This window comes from Mesorhizobium sp. M1348 (genome assembly GCF_040317925.1).
In the GTDB taxonomy this organism is placed as follows: Bacteria; Pseudomonadota; Alphaproteobacteria; order Rhizobiales; family Rhizobiaceae; genus Mesorhizobium.
On the sequence record NZ_JAMYLH010000023.1, the window covers coordinates 34,950 to 48,123 of the forward strand.

The window sequence follows — 13,174 nt, forward strand, 5'->3', positions numbered from 1 at the left end:
CCTTGGAGATGTATCGAATGCGTCCGGGGAATTCAATTGGTATGAAAAAAATTTTCCTGTCGTTATATATCGGCTGAGGCGCCGCCAACCGCACTATCGCCGCGCGCGCCGCCATTGTGAACCCATTTGGCATAGCGGATGCGCGCGATCTTGTAGGCATCCAGGATCGACAGGGCATAGATCAGGAAGCCGCCGGCATGGCGTCCGATGAAGCTGGCGTCGGGCGGCGCGATCTTGGCGGTGACCCAGGCGAAGATCACCATGAAGAACAGAAATTGCAGGCCGCGCACCGGCACGCCGAGAACGACATGCCCGCTCGCCGGCAAGACGATCGCAGCGCCGAGAACCAGATATGGGCTCGGTGGTGCGGGGGAGGTGGTGATCTGGCTGGTCATGCCGCTTGCCGTTCGCTTTGATTGATGGCATCGCGCAGCGCCGAAGCCGACGACAGCAGCCTCTCGATCAGCACCGGATCGAGCCTGACCGTGCCGAATTCGGCTTGCCGGAATACGCCGTAGCGCGCCCGCTCGGCCTCGGCCAGAAGCCAGACGATGCGCACGCCGTTCGGTGTGATCAGCAATTCCTTGGCGCGCCCCTCGGCAAAGACATCGAGGTGATCGGCGATGACGGCTTCGGGGAAGCGCACGCCCTTGCGGTCGCTCCGCAGCACCGCCTCGGCCGGAAATCCAGCCGCCTTCGGCAGCGTATGGTCGAGATGATCGAAATTGGAAAAAGTCGTCGGCGATCCTGGCCGCATCATCATGTCGAAAGTGCCTGGTATCGCGACCTTTTCGGTGATCGAAACGCTCAGCCAGCGCGCCGGCAGCTTCCTGATCGCCAGCGTGTCGACGATGGTCCGCACCTGCACCCGCCGGCCGTTCCACGAGCCGGCGAAGGTGACGACGCCGGTAGTGCCGTCCGAGATATTGGCGACGTCGGGGATGACGGCGCGGATTCCGGCTTCCTCGGCGGCAAGCGCGGCCAAGGCCTTGATGCGGCTGGCGCGCGCAAGCCAGGCGAAATGAAGGACGAGAGCCAGGGCAACCGCCCCGGCGAGCAATGCTGAGATCACCTAACGCACCTTGTCACGCAAATGTCCGCCCGACAGGGCGCGCCTCCCGTCAGTACCCCTGCGGCTTCGGCCACGGCATGGTGAACTGGGCGCCGCGGCGCACGAATTTGTAGCGGTAGAAGTGGAACCACAGCGAGATCAGGAAGTAGAAAGCGACCATGGCGATCAGCTGCGAACCGAAGCCGAGGAAGATCGCAAAGAAGGTGACCACGCAAAGGCAGAACAGCACGATCGCCGGCAGCGGATGGAACGGATGGGTGTAGCCGCGGCGGATCGAGCCGAGCGGCCACTTCTTCCTGAACATGATGATGTTGATGCTCATGAAGGTGTATTGCAGCACGCCCGACAGGATCGAGAAGGTGATCGCCTGGTTGAGGTCGGCGATGAAGGCGAAGGCCAGCGCGATCGGCAGCAGGAACAGGATCGAACGGTAGGGCGTGCGGTATTTCGGATGCACCGCCGAGAACCAGGTCGGCAGATAGCGGTCGCGGCCGAGCGAGAACCAGGCGCGCGCGGCGTCGTTGATGCAGCCATTGGCGGAGGCGAGTGCGGCAAGCAGCGTCGCGATGAACAACAGGTTCTCCAGCAGCGCACTGCCGGTCAGTTTGCCTGCGTCCCACAGCGGATAGTAGGTGATGCCGAGATATTCCCAGGGCATCAGCGAGGCGCAGACATACCAGGTCATGGCGGCGGCGATCAAAAGCGTGATCATACCGGCCATCGTGCCGTAGGGCAGCGAGCGCGCCGGCGAGCGCACTTCCTCGGCGGCCTGCGTGGTGCCCTCGATGCCGAGATAGTACCAGATGCCGAACTGGAAGGCGGCGATGACGCCGATCCAGCCATAGGGCAGGGCGTTGCCGGGGGTCACCAACTCGTTCAGCTTCAGCACGGCGCCTTGCGTCCACGGGCTGACCGAGAAGAACAGGATGACGATCGAGACATAGGCGACGGCGGTGATGACGAAGTTGACGTTGAGCGTCATCAGCACGCCGCGATAGTTCAGCCACGCCAGAACGACGATGGTCGCTGCGATGAAGGAATTGTGGTTGAGGCCCTCGACGCCGGCCTTGGCGACGATCGTGTCGCCGAGCAGGATCGCGTCCGACACTTCGAGCATGGTATAGGCAAAGACCAGGAAAAGCGCGACGTTGAAGGCCATCAGCGGCCCGACAATGTGCTTTGCCTGGGCATATTGGCCGCCGGCGGCAGCGACCGTCGAGGTGACTTCGGAATCGATCATCGCCACCGACGTGTAGAGCAGCCCGACGATCCAGCAGACGATCAGCGCGGCCAGCGCGCCGCCCTTGTCCGCCGCGAAATTCCAGCCGGTGAATTCACCGACCAGAACGATGCCGACGCCGAGCGCCCAGACATGGGCGGGGCCAAGCACCCTGAGCAGCGAAACCCTGTCGCCTTGCACTTGCACCGCTGGTTCAGCCGTGATCGTCATCGTTCAATCCCCCACTCAGATCCGGTGTTTTTCGGACACGGCTTCAAGTTCGCCTTCCCTGGACGAGGTCAGCATCTCTTCGGAATAGGTCGTATCGATCTTGAACCAGTCGTAGAGCATCCACAGCGCGAGCACGATCGAGATGCCCCAGCATGCGTAAGAGAGTGCCACCCACATGACGATGCTTCCCTATCTATTTGTCGCCGAACTTTTCGTCGATGACGTCGCGGTATTCGCGGTCCGATGCGCGGAACAGAAAGATGAAATAGCCGATCAGCACCGCGGCCATGATGATCAGCGTCGGCCAGTCGATGATGTAGTGGAACCGGTTCTGGATGATGTCGTGCGCGGTTTCCGGCGTGTAGCCGAGCTTTTCCCAGATCGAGGCCATGGTCGGGTTTTGTCCGAGCGCTTCCCACGTCTTGGCGTCGAGCGCGTCGATGGATTTTGCCGCCCCTGCCAGCCCTAGTTTCAGCGGCAGCCACAGCGCGACGAAAATCGCGACCACGACGACGGCGATATCGAAAACCTGTCCGGCCTTGCTCTGTTCGGGCGGTGTATAGCGGGCCATGCGTCTCCCCCTCAGGACTTGCGGTTGCGGTAGGCGTCGGCATTCTTGATGTCGAGGCCGTAGATGAAGTCCTTGTCTTCCTTGTAGTGGTTGACCATCGCCAGGATCGCGGCCGTGTTGAAGATCAGCACGGCGCCGGCGGCGACCGCGACAACGAGCTTGATGCCGGCGTCGGGAATGTACGGCCATGTCATGAACAGGACAAAGAGGATCGTCGCCCACAGGCAGACGATCAGGAGCATGGATCCACGCACGTCGGAACGGTACAACGCTTCGACGCGCTGTTGCAGGTCGGACATCGGCTTTCCCCTTTTTCAACGCCCGGTCCGGATTGGCCGGTCATTGCCCTCTTTCAAGAGAGTGAAATTTTTTTCATAAAATCCGGCCGAATTTTGGAATTGTCAAGACGATTTTACACAGCGTTAACCGTTTGTTTGGTCCGCGGATTTGCCTGACAATGAAATTATTTGCTTACGGGTATTGCAGGCTCCCGGCGTTTGCGATCAATATTCGGCAACGCTCCCGCCTGTGTGCCGGGAGCAGGGGAAAGCAAAAAGTTCTGTCGAACGGAGGACCAGCGGATGACGGCATCCTGGAGATTTTCGGCCCTTGCGGACCGCCACCGGGCGCTCGGCTCGAAGCTCGAGGACTGGAGCGGCATGGGCACCGCCTGGACCTACGACAAGGACGCCGACGAAGAGTACATCGCCATCCGCACCAAGGCCGGCCTGATGGACGTGTCCGGTTTGAAGAAGGTCCACATCACCGGGCCGCACGCCTCGCACCTGATCGACCTGGCGACGACGCGCGATGTCGAAAAGATCTATCCCGGCAAGTCGGCCTATGCCTGCATGCTCAACGTGGCCGGCAAGTTCACCGACGACTGCATCCTCTACCGCACCGGCCCGAATTCCTGGATGGTCGTGCATGGCTCGGGCACCGGCCATGAAGAGCTGCAGCGCGCATCGGTCGGTCGTGACGTGTCGCTGCGCTTCGACGACAATCTGCACGACCTTTCGCTGCAAGGCCCGACGGCGATCGATTATCTGGCAAAGCATGTGCCCGGCATTCGCGACCTCAACTATTTCCACCACATGCAGACGCAACTGTTCGGTTTTCCGGTGATGATCTCGCGCACCGGCTATACCGGCGAGCGCGGCTACGAGATCTTCTGCCGCGGCCAGGACGCCGGCACGATCTGGGACAGGATCCTCGACGAGGGCAAGAGCGCCGGCATCATTCCGTGCCGCTTCACCACGCTCGACATGCTGCGCGTCGAGAGCTACCTGCTGTTTTACCCCTACGACAATTCGCAGAAATACCCGTTCGAGAACGAAGGCCCGGGCGACACGCTGTGGGAGCTCGGTCTCGACTTCACCGTCAGCCCCGGCAAGACGGGCTTTCGCGGCGCCGAGGAGCACTATCGCCTCAAGGGCAAGGAACGCTTCAAGATCTTCGGCGTGCTGCTCGAAGGCAAGGAGCCAGCCGACGAGGGCGCACCGGTCTATCGCGACGGCAAAAAAGTCGGCGTGGTGACCTGCGCCATGTATTCGCCGCTGGTCAGGAAATCGATGGGCATCGCCCGGCTCGACGTCGACTGCGCGGTGCAGGGCACCAGGCTTGAGATTCGCAACAAGAGCGGCGCCATCAGCGCAACGGCCGAGCCGCTTCCCTTCGACGATCCGAAGAAGACCAAGCGCACGGCGAAAGGCTGAGGCATACTGCGGGTATGGCAGCGAAAAGCATCATCAGCCGCCCGGTCTATGGGACCCTGTCTCCGCAGCCTGGCAAGCATCATCTTTTCATAGCGGATGCAGAGGGAGCGCTGGCGATTGCCGATCTGGCCGCTAAGGCCCCGGCGGATTTCTTCGGCGGCGCCCACATCATCTTCATTCCCGGCCGCGACGGCAAATATGCCGATGTGCTCGAAGCACTGAAGCCGGCGCAGTTCTACCTCGGCCATTCCTTTGCCAGCGCCCTGCCGCGGCTGAAGCAGACGCTGGCCAACGCGCATATGGGGCTCAGGCTCTATCTTGCCGGCACCGAAGGCCTGATCGGCCAGGCCATGCAGGCGGCGCTCGAAGCCGGCATCGACCACACCTCGATCCAGACCGAGCATCGCGGCTCGCTGGCGCGCCGCATGCAGTGCGTCCATTGCAAGGGCATCACCGAGAACGTCACGACGCAGCCGGCGACCTGTTCGCATTGCGGCCTCTTGCTTCTGGTGCGCGACCACTATTCGCGGCGCCTCGCCGCGTTCCAGGGCGTCTGCATCAATGCCGAGGACCGCAGCGAAATTCCTCCAACGGAGGAGGTCTTTCGATGAGCACCGGCACCACCAAGCTCGACGTTGTCGTCAGCGATGTCGTTCCGGTCAACGAGCTGGTGACGCGCTTTCATTTCCGCAGGCGCGACGGCGAGCTTTTGCCGACCTTTTCCGGCGGCGCCCATGTGGTCGTCGAGATGCGCGATGGCGAACGCACCAGGCTCAATCCCTATTCGCTGATGGGCTCGCCGCTAGACACCCGCGAATACACCATCTCGGTGCGCCGCGACGACGCCGGCCGCGGCGGCTCGCTGTTCATGCACAGGCAGGTCAGGCCGGGCACGGAGATGGTGGTCAGCTATCCCGTCAACCTGTTCTCGCTCGATCTGCGCGCCAGGAAGCATCTGATGCTGGCCGGCGGCATCGGCATCACCCCGTTCATGGCGCAGACCGCGCAGCTGGCGGCGGAAGGCGGCAATTTCGAGCTGCACTACACCTGCCGCACCGCCTCGCTCGGCACCTATGCCGATCTGCTGAGAGAGCGCTACGACCGCCGGGTCAGGTTCTATCACGACGACCGCGACGAGCGCGTCGATCTCGACCGGCTGCTGTCGTCGCAGCCGCTCGGCACGCATCTCTATGTCTGCGGCCCGTCCGGCATGATCGGCTGGGTGCGCGAGCGTGCCGCGGCGCTCGGCTGGCCTCCCGAGACCGTGCATTTCGAGCATTTCGCGGCGCCGCAGCCCGGCGCGCCTTTCGACGTGACGCTGGCGCTCAGCGGCAAGACAATCCGTGTCGACGAGCAGCAGAGCCTGCTCGAGGCAATCGAGGCGGCCGGCGTCGATCCGCCCTATCTCTGCCGTGGCGGCGTCTGCGGCCAGTGCGAGACCAACGTCATTTCGCATGACGGCAAATTCATCCACAACGACCATTGGCTGAGCGAAGAAGACCACCGTTCGGGCTGCAAGATCATGCCCTGCGTGTCGCGCTTCGAGGGTCGGTCGCTGGTGCTGGAAAGATAGGAGGCGAGCTTGGGCATCACCTTTCGCAAGGAAACGTTCCGCGACGACTTCACCTTCAGGAACAGCCCGGAGCACATCAGGCGGTTTCCTTTCCCGTTCCATGAAGACAGCTACATGTATGCGGTCAATATCGAGCCGCATGTCGTCGGGCCGAAGGGCAGCGTGCTGGAGAATTTGATCGACGTCGACGAGCACTATGTCGCCGAAATGCAGGACCGCGCTTTGGTGCTGGCCGAAGACCCGCTGCGCTGCCAGTCGCTGCCGCACATGACGCTGGCCGGCTGGGATCTGCTCGAGCTTTTGATGGAGCAGCAGGCGCTGGGCTATCCCGAGCATTTCACGCTGACGCGCGACGGCGACCGCTGGCGCTGGATCAACCGGCCGCTCGGCATCGACGACAGCTTCACCTTCGGTGACGTCTCGACGCTGCCCTATGGGCCGATGGAATATATCACCCGCCAGAGCCAGGGCGATTTCTGCATCCTCGACCAGCGCGACGGCAATCTGTGGATGGATGCCGGCATGGTCACCACCCAGGCCGACTGGTCGCTCGATTTCGACATCGGCATGAACTTCTTCGAATGGCACGCGCCGGTGCCGCTGGCGCATGAGAAGGGGATATTCGTCCGGGCGCTGAAGTTCCTCACCAACATTCAGCAGGGCAAGCCGGCGCGCCGGCTGAACTGGACGATGACCATCAATCCGCGCCTCGACACCAGCCCGGAAAATTACCACAAATGGGGCTCGGACCGCGCCACGGTGACGCCGGAAAATGTCGGCGAAAAAGTGCATCTGCGCGTTGAGCTGCAGAGCTTCTGGCGGCTGCCGCGCTCGAACGCGATCGTCTTCCCGATCCGCTGCTACCTGATCAAGATGGACGAGCTGGTGACGCAGCCGAAATGGGCACGGCGCCTGCACCGCGTCATCCGCGACCTGCCCGAGGAACTCGCCAATTACAAAGGCCTGACGCGCTATCGGCCGACACTGGTCGAGTGGCTGTCGAGGTTGGATGATGGCAGCCCGACGTCGCCTGGGTTCGGGCCGGATTGAGTTTTTCTCGCCCCTGTTGGCGCTGCCCCTAAAGCAGCCAATCTCCCCCCTAGAGGGGGAGATGCCCGGCAGGGCAGAGGGGGGCGCCGTGGAGCGCCGGCCTTGCCCAATCTCCCACCCCAGCGCCTCCGCGAAGCTCACGCCGCGCCGCCCAGCCCAGCCACGATCACGACATGCTGACAGACATTGTCGATATCGCGAATGACATCGTCGTTCCAGAAGCGCAGGACCGTCCAGCCCAGCGCTTCGAACTTCGCGGTTCTTGCAGCGTCCGATTCCGACGTTTCGGCCTGGCCATGCTGGGAACCATCAAGCTCGACGATCAGCTTTTTGTCCGGGCATGCAAAATCGACGACATGGCCGGCGATAGGCATCTGGCGTCGAAATCCCAGTCCCATCAACCTGTGTGCCCTGATCTCATTCCAAAGCTTGAGTTCGGCATCGGTCATCGCCTTGCGCATCCTGCGCGCATTGCGGCGGTTGTTGGCGGATACTAGATTATGCGTCATCGCGGTTCGCCCCCCTCTGTCCTGCCGGACATCTCCCCCTCAAGGGGGGAGATCGAATGTCACTTCGGCTTTCGCCAATCCCCAATGCTGCAAAAGAGTAGCCGTCGCGAAGCCGCCGATCTCCCTCACGAGGCGACCAAGGGGGAGATCGAGCTCCGCTAACCCGCGCTTTGCGGGTAGCAGATGATCGACAAATAGCGCATCGGCAGAACGCTCAGCACTTCCGGTCCGTGCGGCGCGTCGGCGTCGAAGAACAGGCTGTCGCCGGGCTTCATCGGGTAGAGATTGCTGCCGTGCCGGTAAACCACTTCGCCTTCGAGCATATAGAGGAACTCCATGCCCTCGTGCTGGAAGGTCGGAAACACGTCGGAATCCTCGGTGAGCGTGATCAGATAGGGTTCGACGACGACGCCGCTGGTGTTGGAGCCGATATGGCCGAGCAGATTGTACTGGTGGCCGGCGCGCGTGCCGCGGCGTTCGACGTCGAGCCCTTCGCCGGCCTTGACGAAGACGGCACTGCGCTCTTCCTCGAAGCGGCGGAAGAAAGCGGTGACAGGAACGCCTAGCGCCCGCGACAGCGCCTGCAACGTGGTCAGCGACGGCGAGGTGATGCCGTTCTCGATCTTCGACAGCATGCCCAACGAAATGTCGGTGGCGGCAGCCAGATCGGCCACCGTAATGCCGAGCTTCTTGCGGAATGCCCGCACCTCGCGGCCGATCGCGACCTCCAGGACTTTTTCGCGGGTATCGCGAATGGCGTGCGGGTTTTGTGTGAGCGGCGCGCGTATCTTGCGCGGATCGATTACAGCAACCGACGGCTTGGCTTTGCCCGCGGCGGCTGCAGCAGGCTTTAGACTGGATGCTTTTTTCGCCATGTTGCCACCCCGGACCTTGCCGATTCATTTCACTCACGGTGAACATATTCGGTGCCGATACAGAAGCGCAACTCTCACGGCAAGCCACCCGTGTCGAATTGCGCAATGTCCGGATTTCGCCCGAGCTACCACGTCGCTTGGAAATCCAGCTTGGTGAAACGAGGGTTTCGCGACAAGACCTGTTGACAGCATCGAAGGGGCAATTACTGTCCTGTCAGTGAAATTTGTTTCGTTAGGGAAATGAGATCGGGAGGCCCGCAATGAAAGATCGTGTTGCCGTCATCGGAGCCGGGCCGTCCGGCATGGCCCAGCTCCGGGCCTTCAAGTCGGCCGCCGACAAGGGCGCCGACATTCCCGAAATCGTCTGCTTCGAAAAGCAGTCCGACTGGGGCGGCCTGTGGAACTACACCTGGCGCACCGGCCTCGACGAACGCGGCGATCCCGTGCATGGCTCGATGTACCGTTACCTCTGGTCGAACGGCCCGAAGGAATGCCTCGAATTCGCCGACTACACCTTCGAGGAGCATTTCGGCCGGCCGATCGGCTCCTATCCGCCTCGCGCCGTGCTGTGGGACTACATCAAGGGCCGCGTCGAAAAGTCCGGCGTGCGCCAATGGGTACGCTTCAACAGCCCGGTGCGCATGGTCACCTTTTCCGAAACGACAAAAAAATTCACCGTCACCGCGCATGACCGCACCAACGACCTCACCTATTCGGAAGAGTTCGACAATGTCGTCGTCGCTTCGGGGCATTTCTCCGTGCCCAACGTTCCCTATTTCGAGGGCTTTTCGACCTTCAACGGCCGTATCCTGCACAGCCACGATTTCCGCGACGCCATGGAATTCAAGGGCAAGGACATTTTGATCATCGGCCGCTCTTATTCGGCCGAGGACATCGGCTCGCAATGCTACAAATACGGCGCCAGATCGATCACCTCCAGTTACCGCTCGAAGCCGATGGGCTTCAAATGGCCGGAGAATTGGAAGGAAGTGCCGCTGCTGCAGAAGGTCGTCGGCAAGACGGCGCATTTCAAGGACGGCAGCACCAAAGACGTCGACGCCATCATTCTGTGCACCGGCTATCTCCATTCCTTCCCGTTCCTCACCGAGGATTTGAAGCTCAAGACCGCCAACCGCATGTGGCCCGACGGGCTTTACGAAGGCGTCGTCTGGGAGAAAAACCCCAAGCTGTCCTATATCGGCATGCAGGACCAGTTCTACACCTTCAACATGTTCGACGCGCAGGCCTGGTTCGCCCGCGACGTCATCATGGGTCGCATCAAGCTGCCCTCGGCCGAAGCGATGGCCGAGCACGGCAAAAAGTGGCGGGCACGCGAGGAAACGCTGGAAGACGCCGAGCAGATGATCTGGTTCCAGGGCGACTACACCAGGAAGCTGATGGAGCAGACCGATTATCCCGGCTTCGATGTCGAGGCCGTCAATCAGACCTTCATGGAGTGGGAGCACCACAAGGCGGAAGACATCATGGGCTTCCGCGACCATTCCTATCGCTCGCTGATGACCGGCACGATGGCGCCGCTGCACCATACGCCCTGGCTGCAGGCGATGGACGATTCAATGGAAAGCTATCTCGAGGTGAAGGGGGTCGCGGCGGAGTAGGCCAGGGGTCGAATACCCAAATCGTTTGGACGGGCTGCGTCGTCGCAGAGGTCCGGACGACGCAAGTTGACCCTGTGGTTTCGGTTTTGACGCCTTCTCGGCGCTGCGTGAGATCGCGGTGTCGCGGGAAGCAAGCGTTTGAAGGCCCGTCGTTTCGCTGATTACGGTCCTGGCGCTCTTCACTACCGGCTGACGCAAAAAACCTCTCGTTTTCCCACTATTGTTCCCACTGCACGTCAAACGCTGCCGGCCGAGGTTTAGCCGTCCGGGCAATCCCGGTCGAGCAACATCCGAACCAGGAGTGAATGACATGCAGGAGGATACAATGGTCATGGAGAAGTCTTCCGTTAAGAAGGCGCCGCGGGAGCCAAGGAACGGCGTTGACACGCCCACCCTTCTGGCCACCATCAACGCAGTCGCGGGGCAGCCCGAGCTTGCCAAGTTCCAGTTCCGTGCCAAGAGCCGCTGGATTGCCGGCACGCACAGCAGCAGCACCATGGCCAATTTCTTCGGCGCTGGCACCGAGCAGTCTCACAAGATGGCCTACCAGGCTGACAGCGACCATCCAGCGGTGCTGTGCGGCACAGACAACGGCCCGACGCCGGTCGAATATCTTCTCCACGCGCTTGCTTCATGCCTCACGGCCGGCATCGCGAACATCGCGGCCGTGCGCGGGGTGACGCTGCATGAGGTGGAATCGACCGTCGAAGGCGACATCGACCTTCGCGGCATCCTCGGCATCTCGAACGAGGTCCGCAACGGCTACCAAGGCATCCGTATCTCCTTCAAGATCAAGGGCGATGCTCCCGCTGAGAAGCTCGAGGAAATCGTGACGCAGTCGCGTGCCCGTTCCGCCGTGTTCGACGTGCTGACCAACGGCGTGCCGGTCTCGGTTGTCGTGAAAGGCTGACTTCGGTCCGGAAGAGCAATATCGCCGGCCTCGTCCTGGAAAAGGATGGCGCCGGCGATCTGTTGCCCCTGCTTGCAAGGCGCGGATTCCATGCAGCGTACAGACGTGGCCATTATCGGCGCCGGACAGGCGGGTCTAGCCATGAGCCGATGCCTGTCCGAGCGCGGCGTCGACCACGTCGTGCTGGAGCGCGGCCGGATCGCGGAGCGCTGGCGCAGCGAACGGTGGGACTCGCTCCGCCTGCTGACGCCCAACTGGATGACGCGCCTGCCCGGCGGCGGCTATCGCGGCGCCGATCCCAACGGCTTCATGACAATGGCTGAGACCGTCGGGTTCCTGGAGGATTACGCGTGCTCGATCACCGCGCCGGTGGAGGACGGTGTGGAGGTGCTTTCGGTCGAAACGATCGACGGAGGCTTCCGGCTGCTGACCGATCGCGGCCAATGGAGCGTGCGTGCGGTCGTGATCGCGACCGGATACAGCGACAGGCCACGCATTCCGCCACTGGCAAAGGAGATCTCCTCCCGCATCAGGCAGATCGTGCCGCGGGACTATCGCAATCCCCGGCAACTGGCTCAGGGCGGCGTTCTCGTGGCCGGGGCCTCGGCGACCGGCATACAACTTGCGGAGGAGATCAATCGGTCCGGCCGCCCGGTAACCCTGTCGGTCGGCAGCCATACACGCCTGCCGAGGCTCTACCGCGGGCACGACATCCTGTGGTGGCTCGACCGGCTGGGAATGCTTGCCAAGCCCGTCGCCGAAGTCTCGGATCTCGCCGCGGCACGGCGGCAGCCCTCGCTACAGCTCATAGGTACACCCGAGCGCAGGTCGCTCGATCTCGCCGGCCTTCGGCAGCAAGGCGTTCGTCTTGTTGGTCGAGCCATTGCCGCTTGCGATACACGCATTCGGTTCAATGGCGATCTCGCCGACACGACCGCGGCGGCGGAACGCACACTGAGGCGCGTGCTGGCCAACATAGACCGCGCGGCCGCCGGCGAGGGCCGCTACTCAATCGATCCCGGTTCCATTCCGAGCCTGATCCTGAGCGCCGAACCGACCGAAATCGACCTCATCGACGAGGGTATCGAGACCATCATATGGGCCACCGGCTATCGCCGCGAATACCCATGGCTGAAGTTGGATGTGTTCGACGCCCGGGGCGAAATCCTGAACGATGGCGGCGTCTGCGCGTATCCGGGACTTTACGTGCTAGGCCTGAATTTCATGCGCCATCGAAGCTCCAGCTTCCTCGACGGCGTCGGCCGCGATGCCGAGGCTTTGGCGGCTCACATGGCAATGTTTCTCGACGCCTCTCGCCGAGCCGCGGCCTGACCGCCGAATACAACGCTGGTGCGGCAAAAATCGACGTTGCCATCAACGCTGACGCTCACGCCCGACCACGACAAGGGCTCCACTGGCGCCATAGTTAGCGCCCGCAACCATGGAGAAAATCGAAATGAGTACAATGATGAACCCTTCCCTGTCCCTCACCACAACGCGAGGTTTGCGCTGGGCCGGCGGAACGATGCTGGCCGCAGTCTGGCATTTCATTCGCATCCAGCGGGACCGTCGACAGCTTAATGAGCTGCCGGACTACATCCTGCGCGACGTCGGCATCACCCGCTTCGAGATCAACTCGATCACCTGGTTTGCCGGGCGTGACCCCAGCCGCCGCACGCGTTCAGGCGGCACTGGTGCAGTTTCTGCCGAAGGCCAGCCTCGACTTCCACGCATTGATCCATGAGTCGATGTCAGCAAGCGAATATGCCCGATTTGGCTTTTCGGTCTTGGTATTGCGCGGCGAATTTGCTTCAGTTCCGACGCGGCTCA

The 13,174-nt window shown here is 62.1% G+C and carries 16 protein-coding genes; 8 read left to right on the forward strand and 8 right to left on the reverse strand.

The window, feature by feature from the left end:
* Positions 1-62: 62 nt before the first annotated feature.
* Genes NKH13_RS27110 through NKH13_RS27135 form a run of 6 tightly spaced genes read right to left on the reverse strand, consistent with a single transcriptional unit; the run spans position 63 to position 3,392 of the window.
* Entirely contained in the window at positions 63-395 is a 333-nt protein-coding gene (locus tag NKH13_RS27110) for a hypothetical protein (RefSeq protein WP_352717912.1), read from the reverse strand.
* Positions 392-1,072 carry a hypothetical protein gene (locus tag NKH13_RS27115; RefSeq protein WP_352717914.1) on the reverse strand — a complete coding sequence of 227 codons (681 nt, stop codon included), beginning with the start codon at positions 1,070-1,072 and terminating at the stop codon, positions 392-394. Before NKH13_RS27115 ends, NKH13_RS27110 begins: the two co-directional genes overlap by 4 nt.
* Before the next feature lie 49 nt (positions 1,073-1,121).
* A complete protein-coding gene (locus NKH13_RS27120) occupies positions 1,122-2,522 on the reverse strand; it encodes an APC family permease (RefSeq protein WP_352717916.1) in 1,401 nt (466 codons plus the stop codon).
* A 15-nt stretch (positions 2,523-2,537) separates the two neighbouring features.
* A complete protein-coding gene (locus NKH13_RS27125; RefSeq protein ID WP_023673991.1) occupies positions 2,538-2,699 on the reverse strand; it encodes a hypothetical protein in 162 nt (53 codons plus the stop codon).
* A gap of 16 nt (positions 2,700-2,715) precedes the next feature.
* A complete protein-coding gene (locus NKH13_RS27130; RefSeq protein WP_023673992.1) occupies positions 2,716-3,093 on the reverse strand; it encodes a hypothetical protein in 378 nt (125 codons plus the stop codon).
* A gap of 11 nt (positions 3,094-3,104) precedes the next feature.
* Positions 3,105-3,392, reverse strand: a complete 288-nt coding sequence (locus NKH13_RS27135) for a hypothetical protein (protein WP_292653877.1) — start codon at positions 3,390-3,392, stop codon at positions 3,105-3,107.
* 282 nt (positions 3,393-3,674) lie between these two features.
* Between NKH13_RS27135 and NKH13_RS27140 the strand changes: the two genes are divergently transcribed.
* Genes NKH13_RS27140 through NKH13_RS27155 form a run of 4 tightly spaced genes read left to right on the forward strand, consistent with a single transcriptional unit; the run spans position 3,675 to position 7,431 of the window.
* The gene (locus NKH13_RS27140; protein WP_352915743.1) at positions 3,675-4,808 is read left to right on the forward strand and encodes an aminomethyl transferase family protein; all 1,134 of its coding nucleotides are present in this window, start codon (positions 3,675-3,677) and stop codon (positions 4,806-4,808) included.
* 14 nt (positions 4,809-4,822) lie between these two features.
* Positions 4,823-5,419 (forward strand): dimethylamine monooxygenase subunit DmmA family protein, encoded by a 597-nt coding sequence (locus NKH13_RS27145; RefSeq protein ID WP_352717920.1) that lies wholly within the window; start codon positions 4,823-4,825, stop codon positions 5,417-5,419.
* Positions 5,416-6,381 (forward strand): PDR/VanB family oxidoreductase, encoded by a 966-nt coding sequence (locus tag NKH13_RS27150; RefSeq protein WP_352915745.1) that lies wholly within the window; start codon positions 5,416-5,418, stop codon positions 6,379-6,381. Before NKH13_RS27145 ends, NKH13_RS27150 begins: the two co-directional genes overlap by 4 nt.
* Before the next feature lie 9 nt (positions 6,382-6,390).
* On the forward strand, positions 6,391-7,431 hold the full coding sequence (locus NKH13_RS27155) for a heme-dependent oxidative N-demethylase family protein (RefSeq protein WP_352717924.1): 1,041 nt from the start codon (positions 6,391-6,393) through the stop codon (positions 7,429-7,431).
* 137 nt (positions 7,432-7,568) lie between these two features.
* Here NKH13_RS27155 and NKH13_RS27160 read toward each other — a convergent pair whose 3' ends face one another.
* On the reverse strand, positions 7,569-7,940 hold the full coding sequence (locus NKH13_RS27160; RefSeq protein ID WP_352717926.1) for an endonuclease domain-containing protein: 372 nt from the start codon (positions 7,938-7,940) through the stop codon (positions 7,569-7,571).
* A gap of 158 nt (positions 7,941-8,098) precedes the next feature.
* Entirely contained in the window at positions 8,099-8,815 is a 717-nt protein-coding gene (locus NKH13_RS27165; RefSeq protein WP_352717928.1) for a helix-turn-helix domain-containing protein, read from the reverse strand.
* Positions 8,816-9,075: 260 nt separating this feature from the next.
* Here NKH13_RS27165 and NKH13_RS27170 point away from each other — a divergent pair, with 260 nt between their 5' ends.
* The 4 genes from NKH13_RS27170 to NKH13_RS27185 all read left to right on the forward strand — a co-directional run bounded on the left by NKH13_RS27170 (position 9,076) and on the right by NKH13_RS27185 (position 13,088).
* Positions 9,076-10,434 (forward strand): trimethylamine monooxygenase, encoded by a 1,359-nt coding sequence (locus NKH13_RS27170; protein ID WP_352915750.1) that lies wholly within the window; start codon positions 9,076-9,078, stop codon positions 10,432-10,434.
* 310 nt (positions 10,435-10,744) lie between these two features.
* A complete protein-coding gene (locus NKH13_RS27175; RefSeq protein WP_352915751.1) occupies positions 10,745-11,344 on the forward strand; it encodes an OsmC family protein in 600 nt (199 codons plus the stop codon).
* Between the two features lie 90 nt (positions 11,345-11,434).
* Positions 11,435-12,676: an NAD(P)-binding domain-containing protein gene (locus tag NKH13_RS27180; RefSeq protein ID WP_352915754.1), complete on the forward strand. Its 1,242-nt coding sequence runs from the start codon at positions 11,435-11,437 to the stop codon at positions 12,674-12,676.
* A 109-nt stretch (positions 12,677-12,785) separates the two neighbouring features.
* Positions 12,786-13,088 carry a DUF1127 domain-containing protein gene (locus tag NKH13_RS27185; RefSeq protein WP_352717936.1) on the forward strand — a complete coding sequence of 101 codons (303 nt, stop codon included), beginning with the start codon at positions 12,786-12,788 and terminating at the stop codon, positions 13,086-13,088.
* Positions 13,089-13,174 lie beyond the last annotated feature (86 nt).

Bases quoted from the DNA above. Each gene is read 5' to 3' on its own strand.
- NKH13_RS27110 (WP_352717912.1), bottom strand. From the start codon at position 395: ATGACCAGCCAGATCACCACCTCCCCCGCACCACCGAGCCCATATCTG.
- NKH13_RS27120 (WP_352717916.1), bottom strand. From the start codon at position 2,522: ATGACGATCACGGCTGAACCAGCGGTGCAAGTGCAAGGCGACAGGGTT.
- NKH13_RS27125 (WP_023673991.1), bottom strand. From the start codon at position 2,699: ATGTGGGTGGCACTCTCTTACGCATGCTGGGGCATCTCGATCGTGCTC.
- NKH13_RS27130 (WP_023673992.1), bottom strand. From the start codon at position 3,093: ATGGCCCGCTATACACCGCCCGAACAGAGCAAGGCCGGACAGGTTTTC.
- NKH13_RS27135 (WP_292653877.1), bottom strand. From the start codon at position 3,392: ATGTCCGACCTGCAACAGCGCGTCGAAGCGTTGTACCGTTCCGACGTG.
- NKH13_RS27140 (WP_352915743.1), top strand. From the start codon at position 3,675: ATGACGGCATCCTGGAGATTTTCGGCCCTTGCGGACCGCCACCGGGCG.
- NKH13_RS27145 (WP_352717920.1), top strand. From the start codon at position 4,823: ATGGCAGCGAAAAGCATCATCAGCCGCCCGGTCTATGGGACCCTGTCT.
- NKH13_RS27150 (WP_352915745.1), top strand. From the start codon at position 5,416: ATGAGCACCGGCACCACCAAGCTCGACGTTGTCGTCAGCGATGTCGTT.
- NKH13_RS27160 (WP_352717926.1), bottom strand. From the start codon at position 7,940: ATGACGCATAATCTAGTATCCGCCAACAACCGCCGCAATGCGCGCAGG.
- NKH13_RS27165 (WP_352717928.1), bottom strand. From the start codon at position 8,815: ATGGCGAAAAAAGCATCCAGTCTAAAGCCTGCTGCAGCCGCCGCGGGC.
- NKH13_RS27170 (WP_352915750.1), top strand. From the start codon at position 9,076: ATGAAAGATCGTGTTGCCGTCATCGGAGCCGGGCCGTCCGGCATGGCC.
- NKH13_RS27175 (WP_352915751.1), top strand. From the start codon at position 10,745: ATGCAGGAGGATACAATGGTCATGGAGAAGTCTTCCGTTAAGAAGGCG.
- NKH13_RS27180 (WP_352915754.1), top strand. From the start codon at position 11,435: ATGCAGCGTACAGACGTGGCCATTATCGGCGCCGGACAGGCGGGTCTA.
- NKH13_RS27185 (WP_352717936.1), top strand. From the start codon at position 12,786: ATGGAGAAAATCGAAATGAGTACAATGATGAACCCTTCCCTGTCCCTC.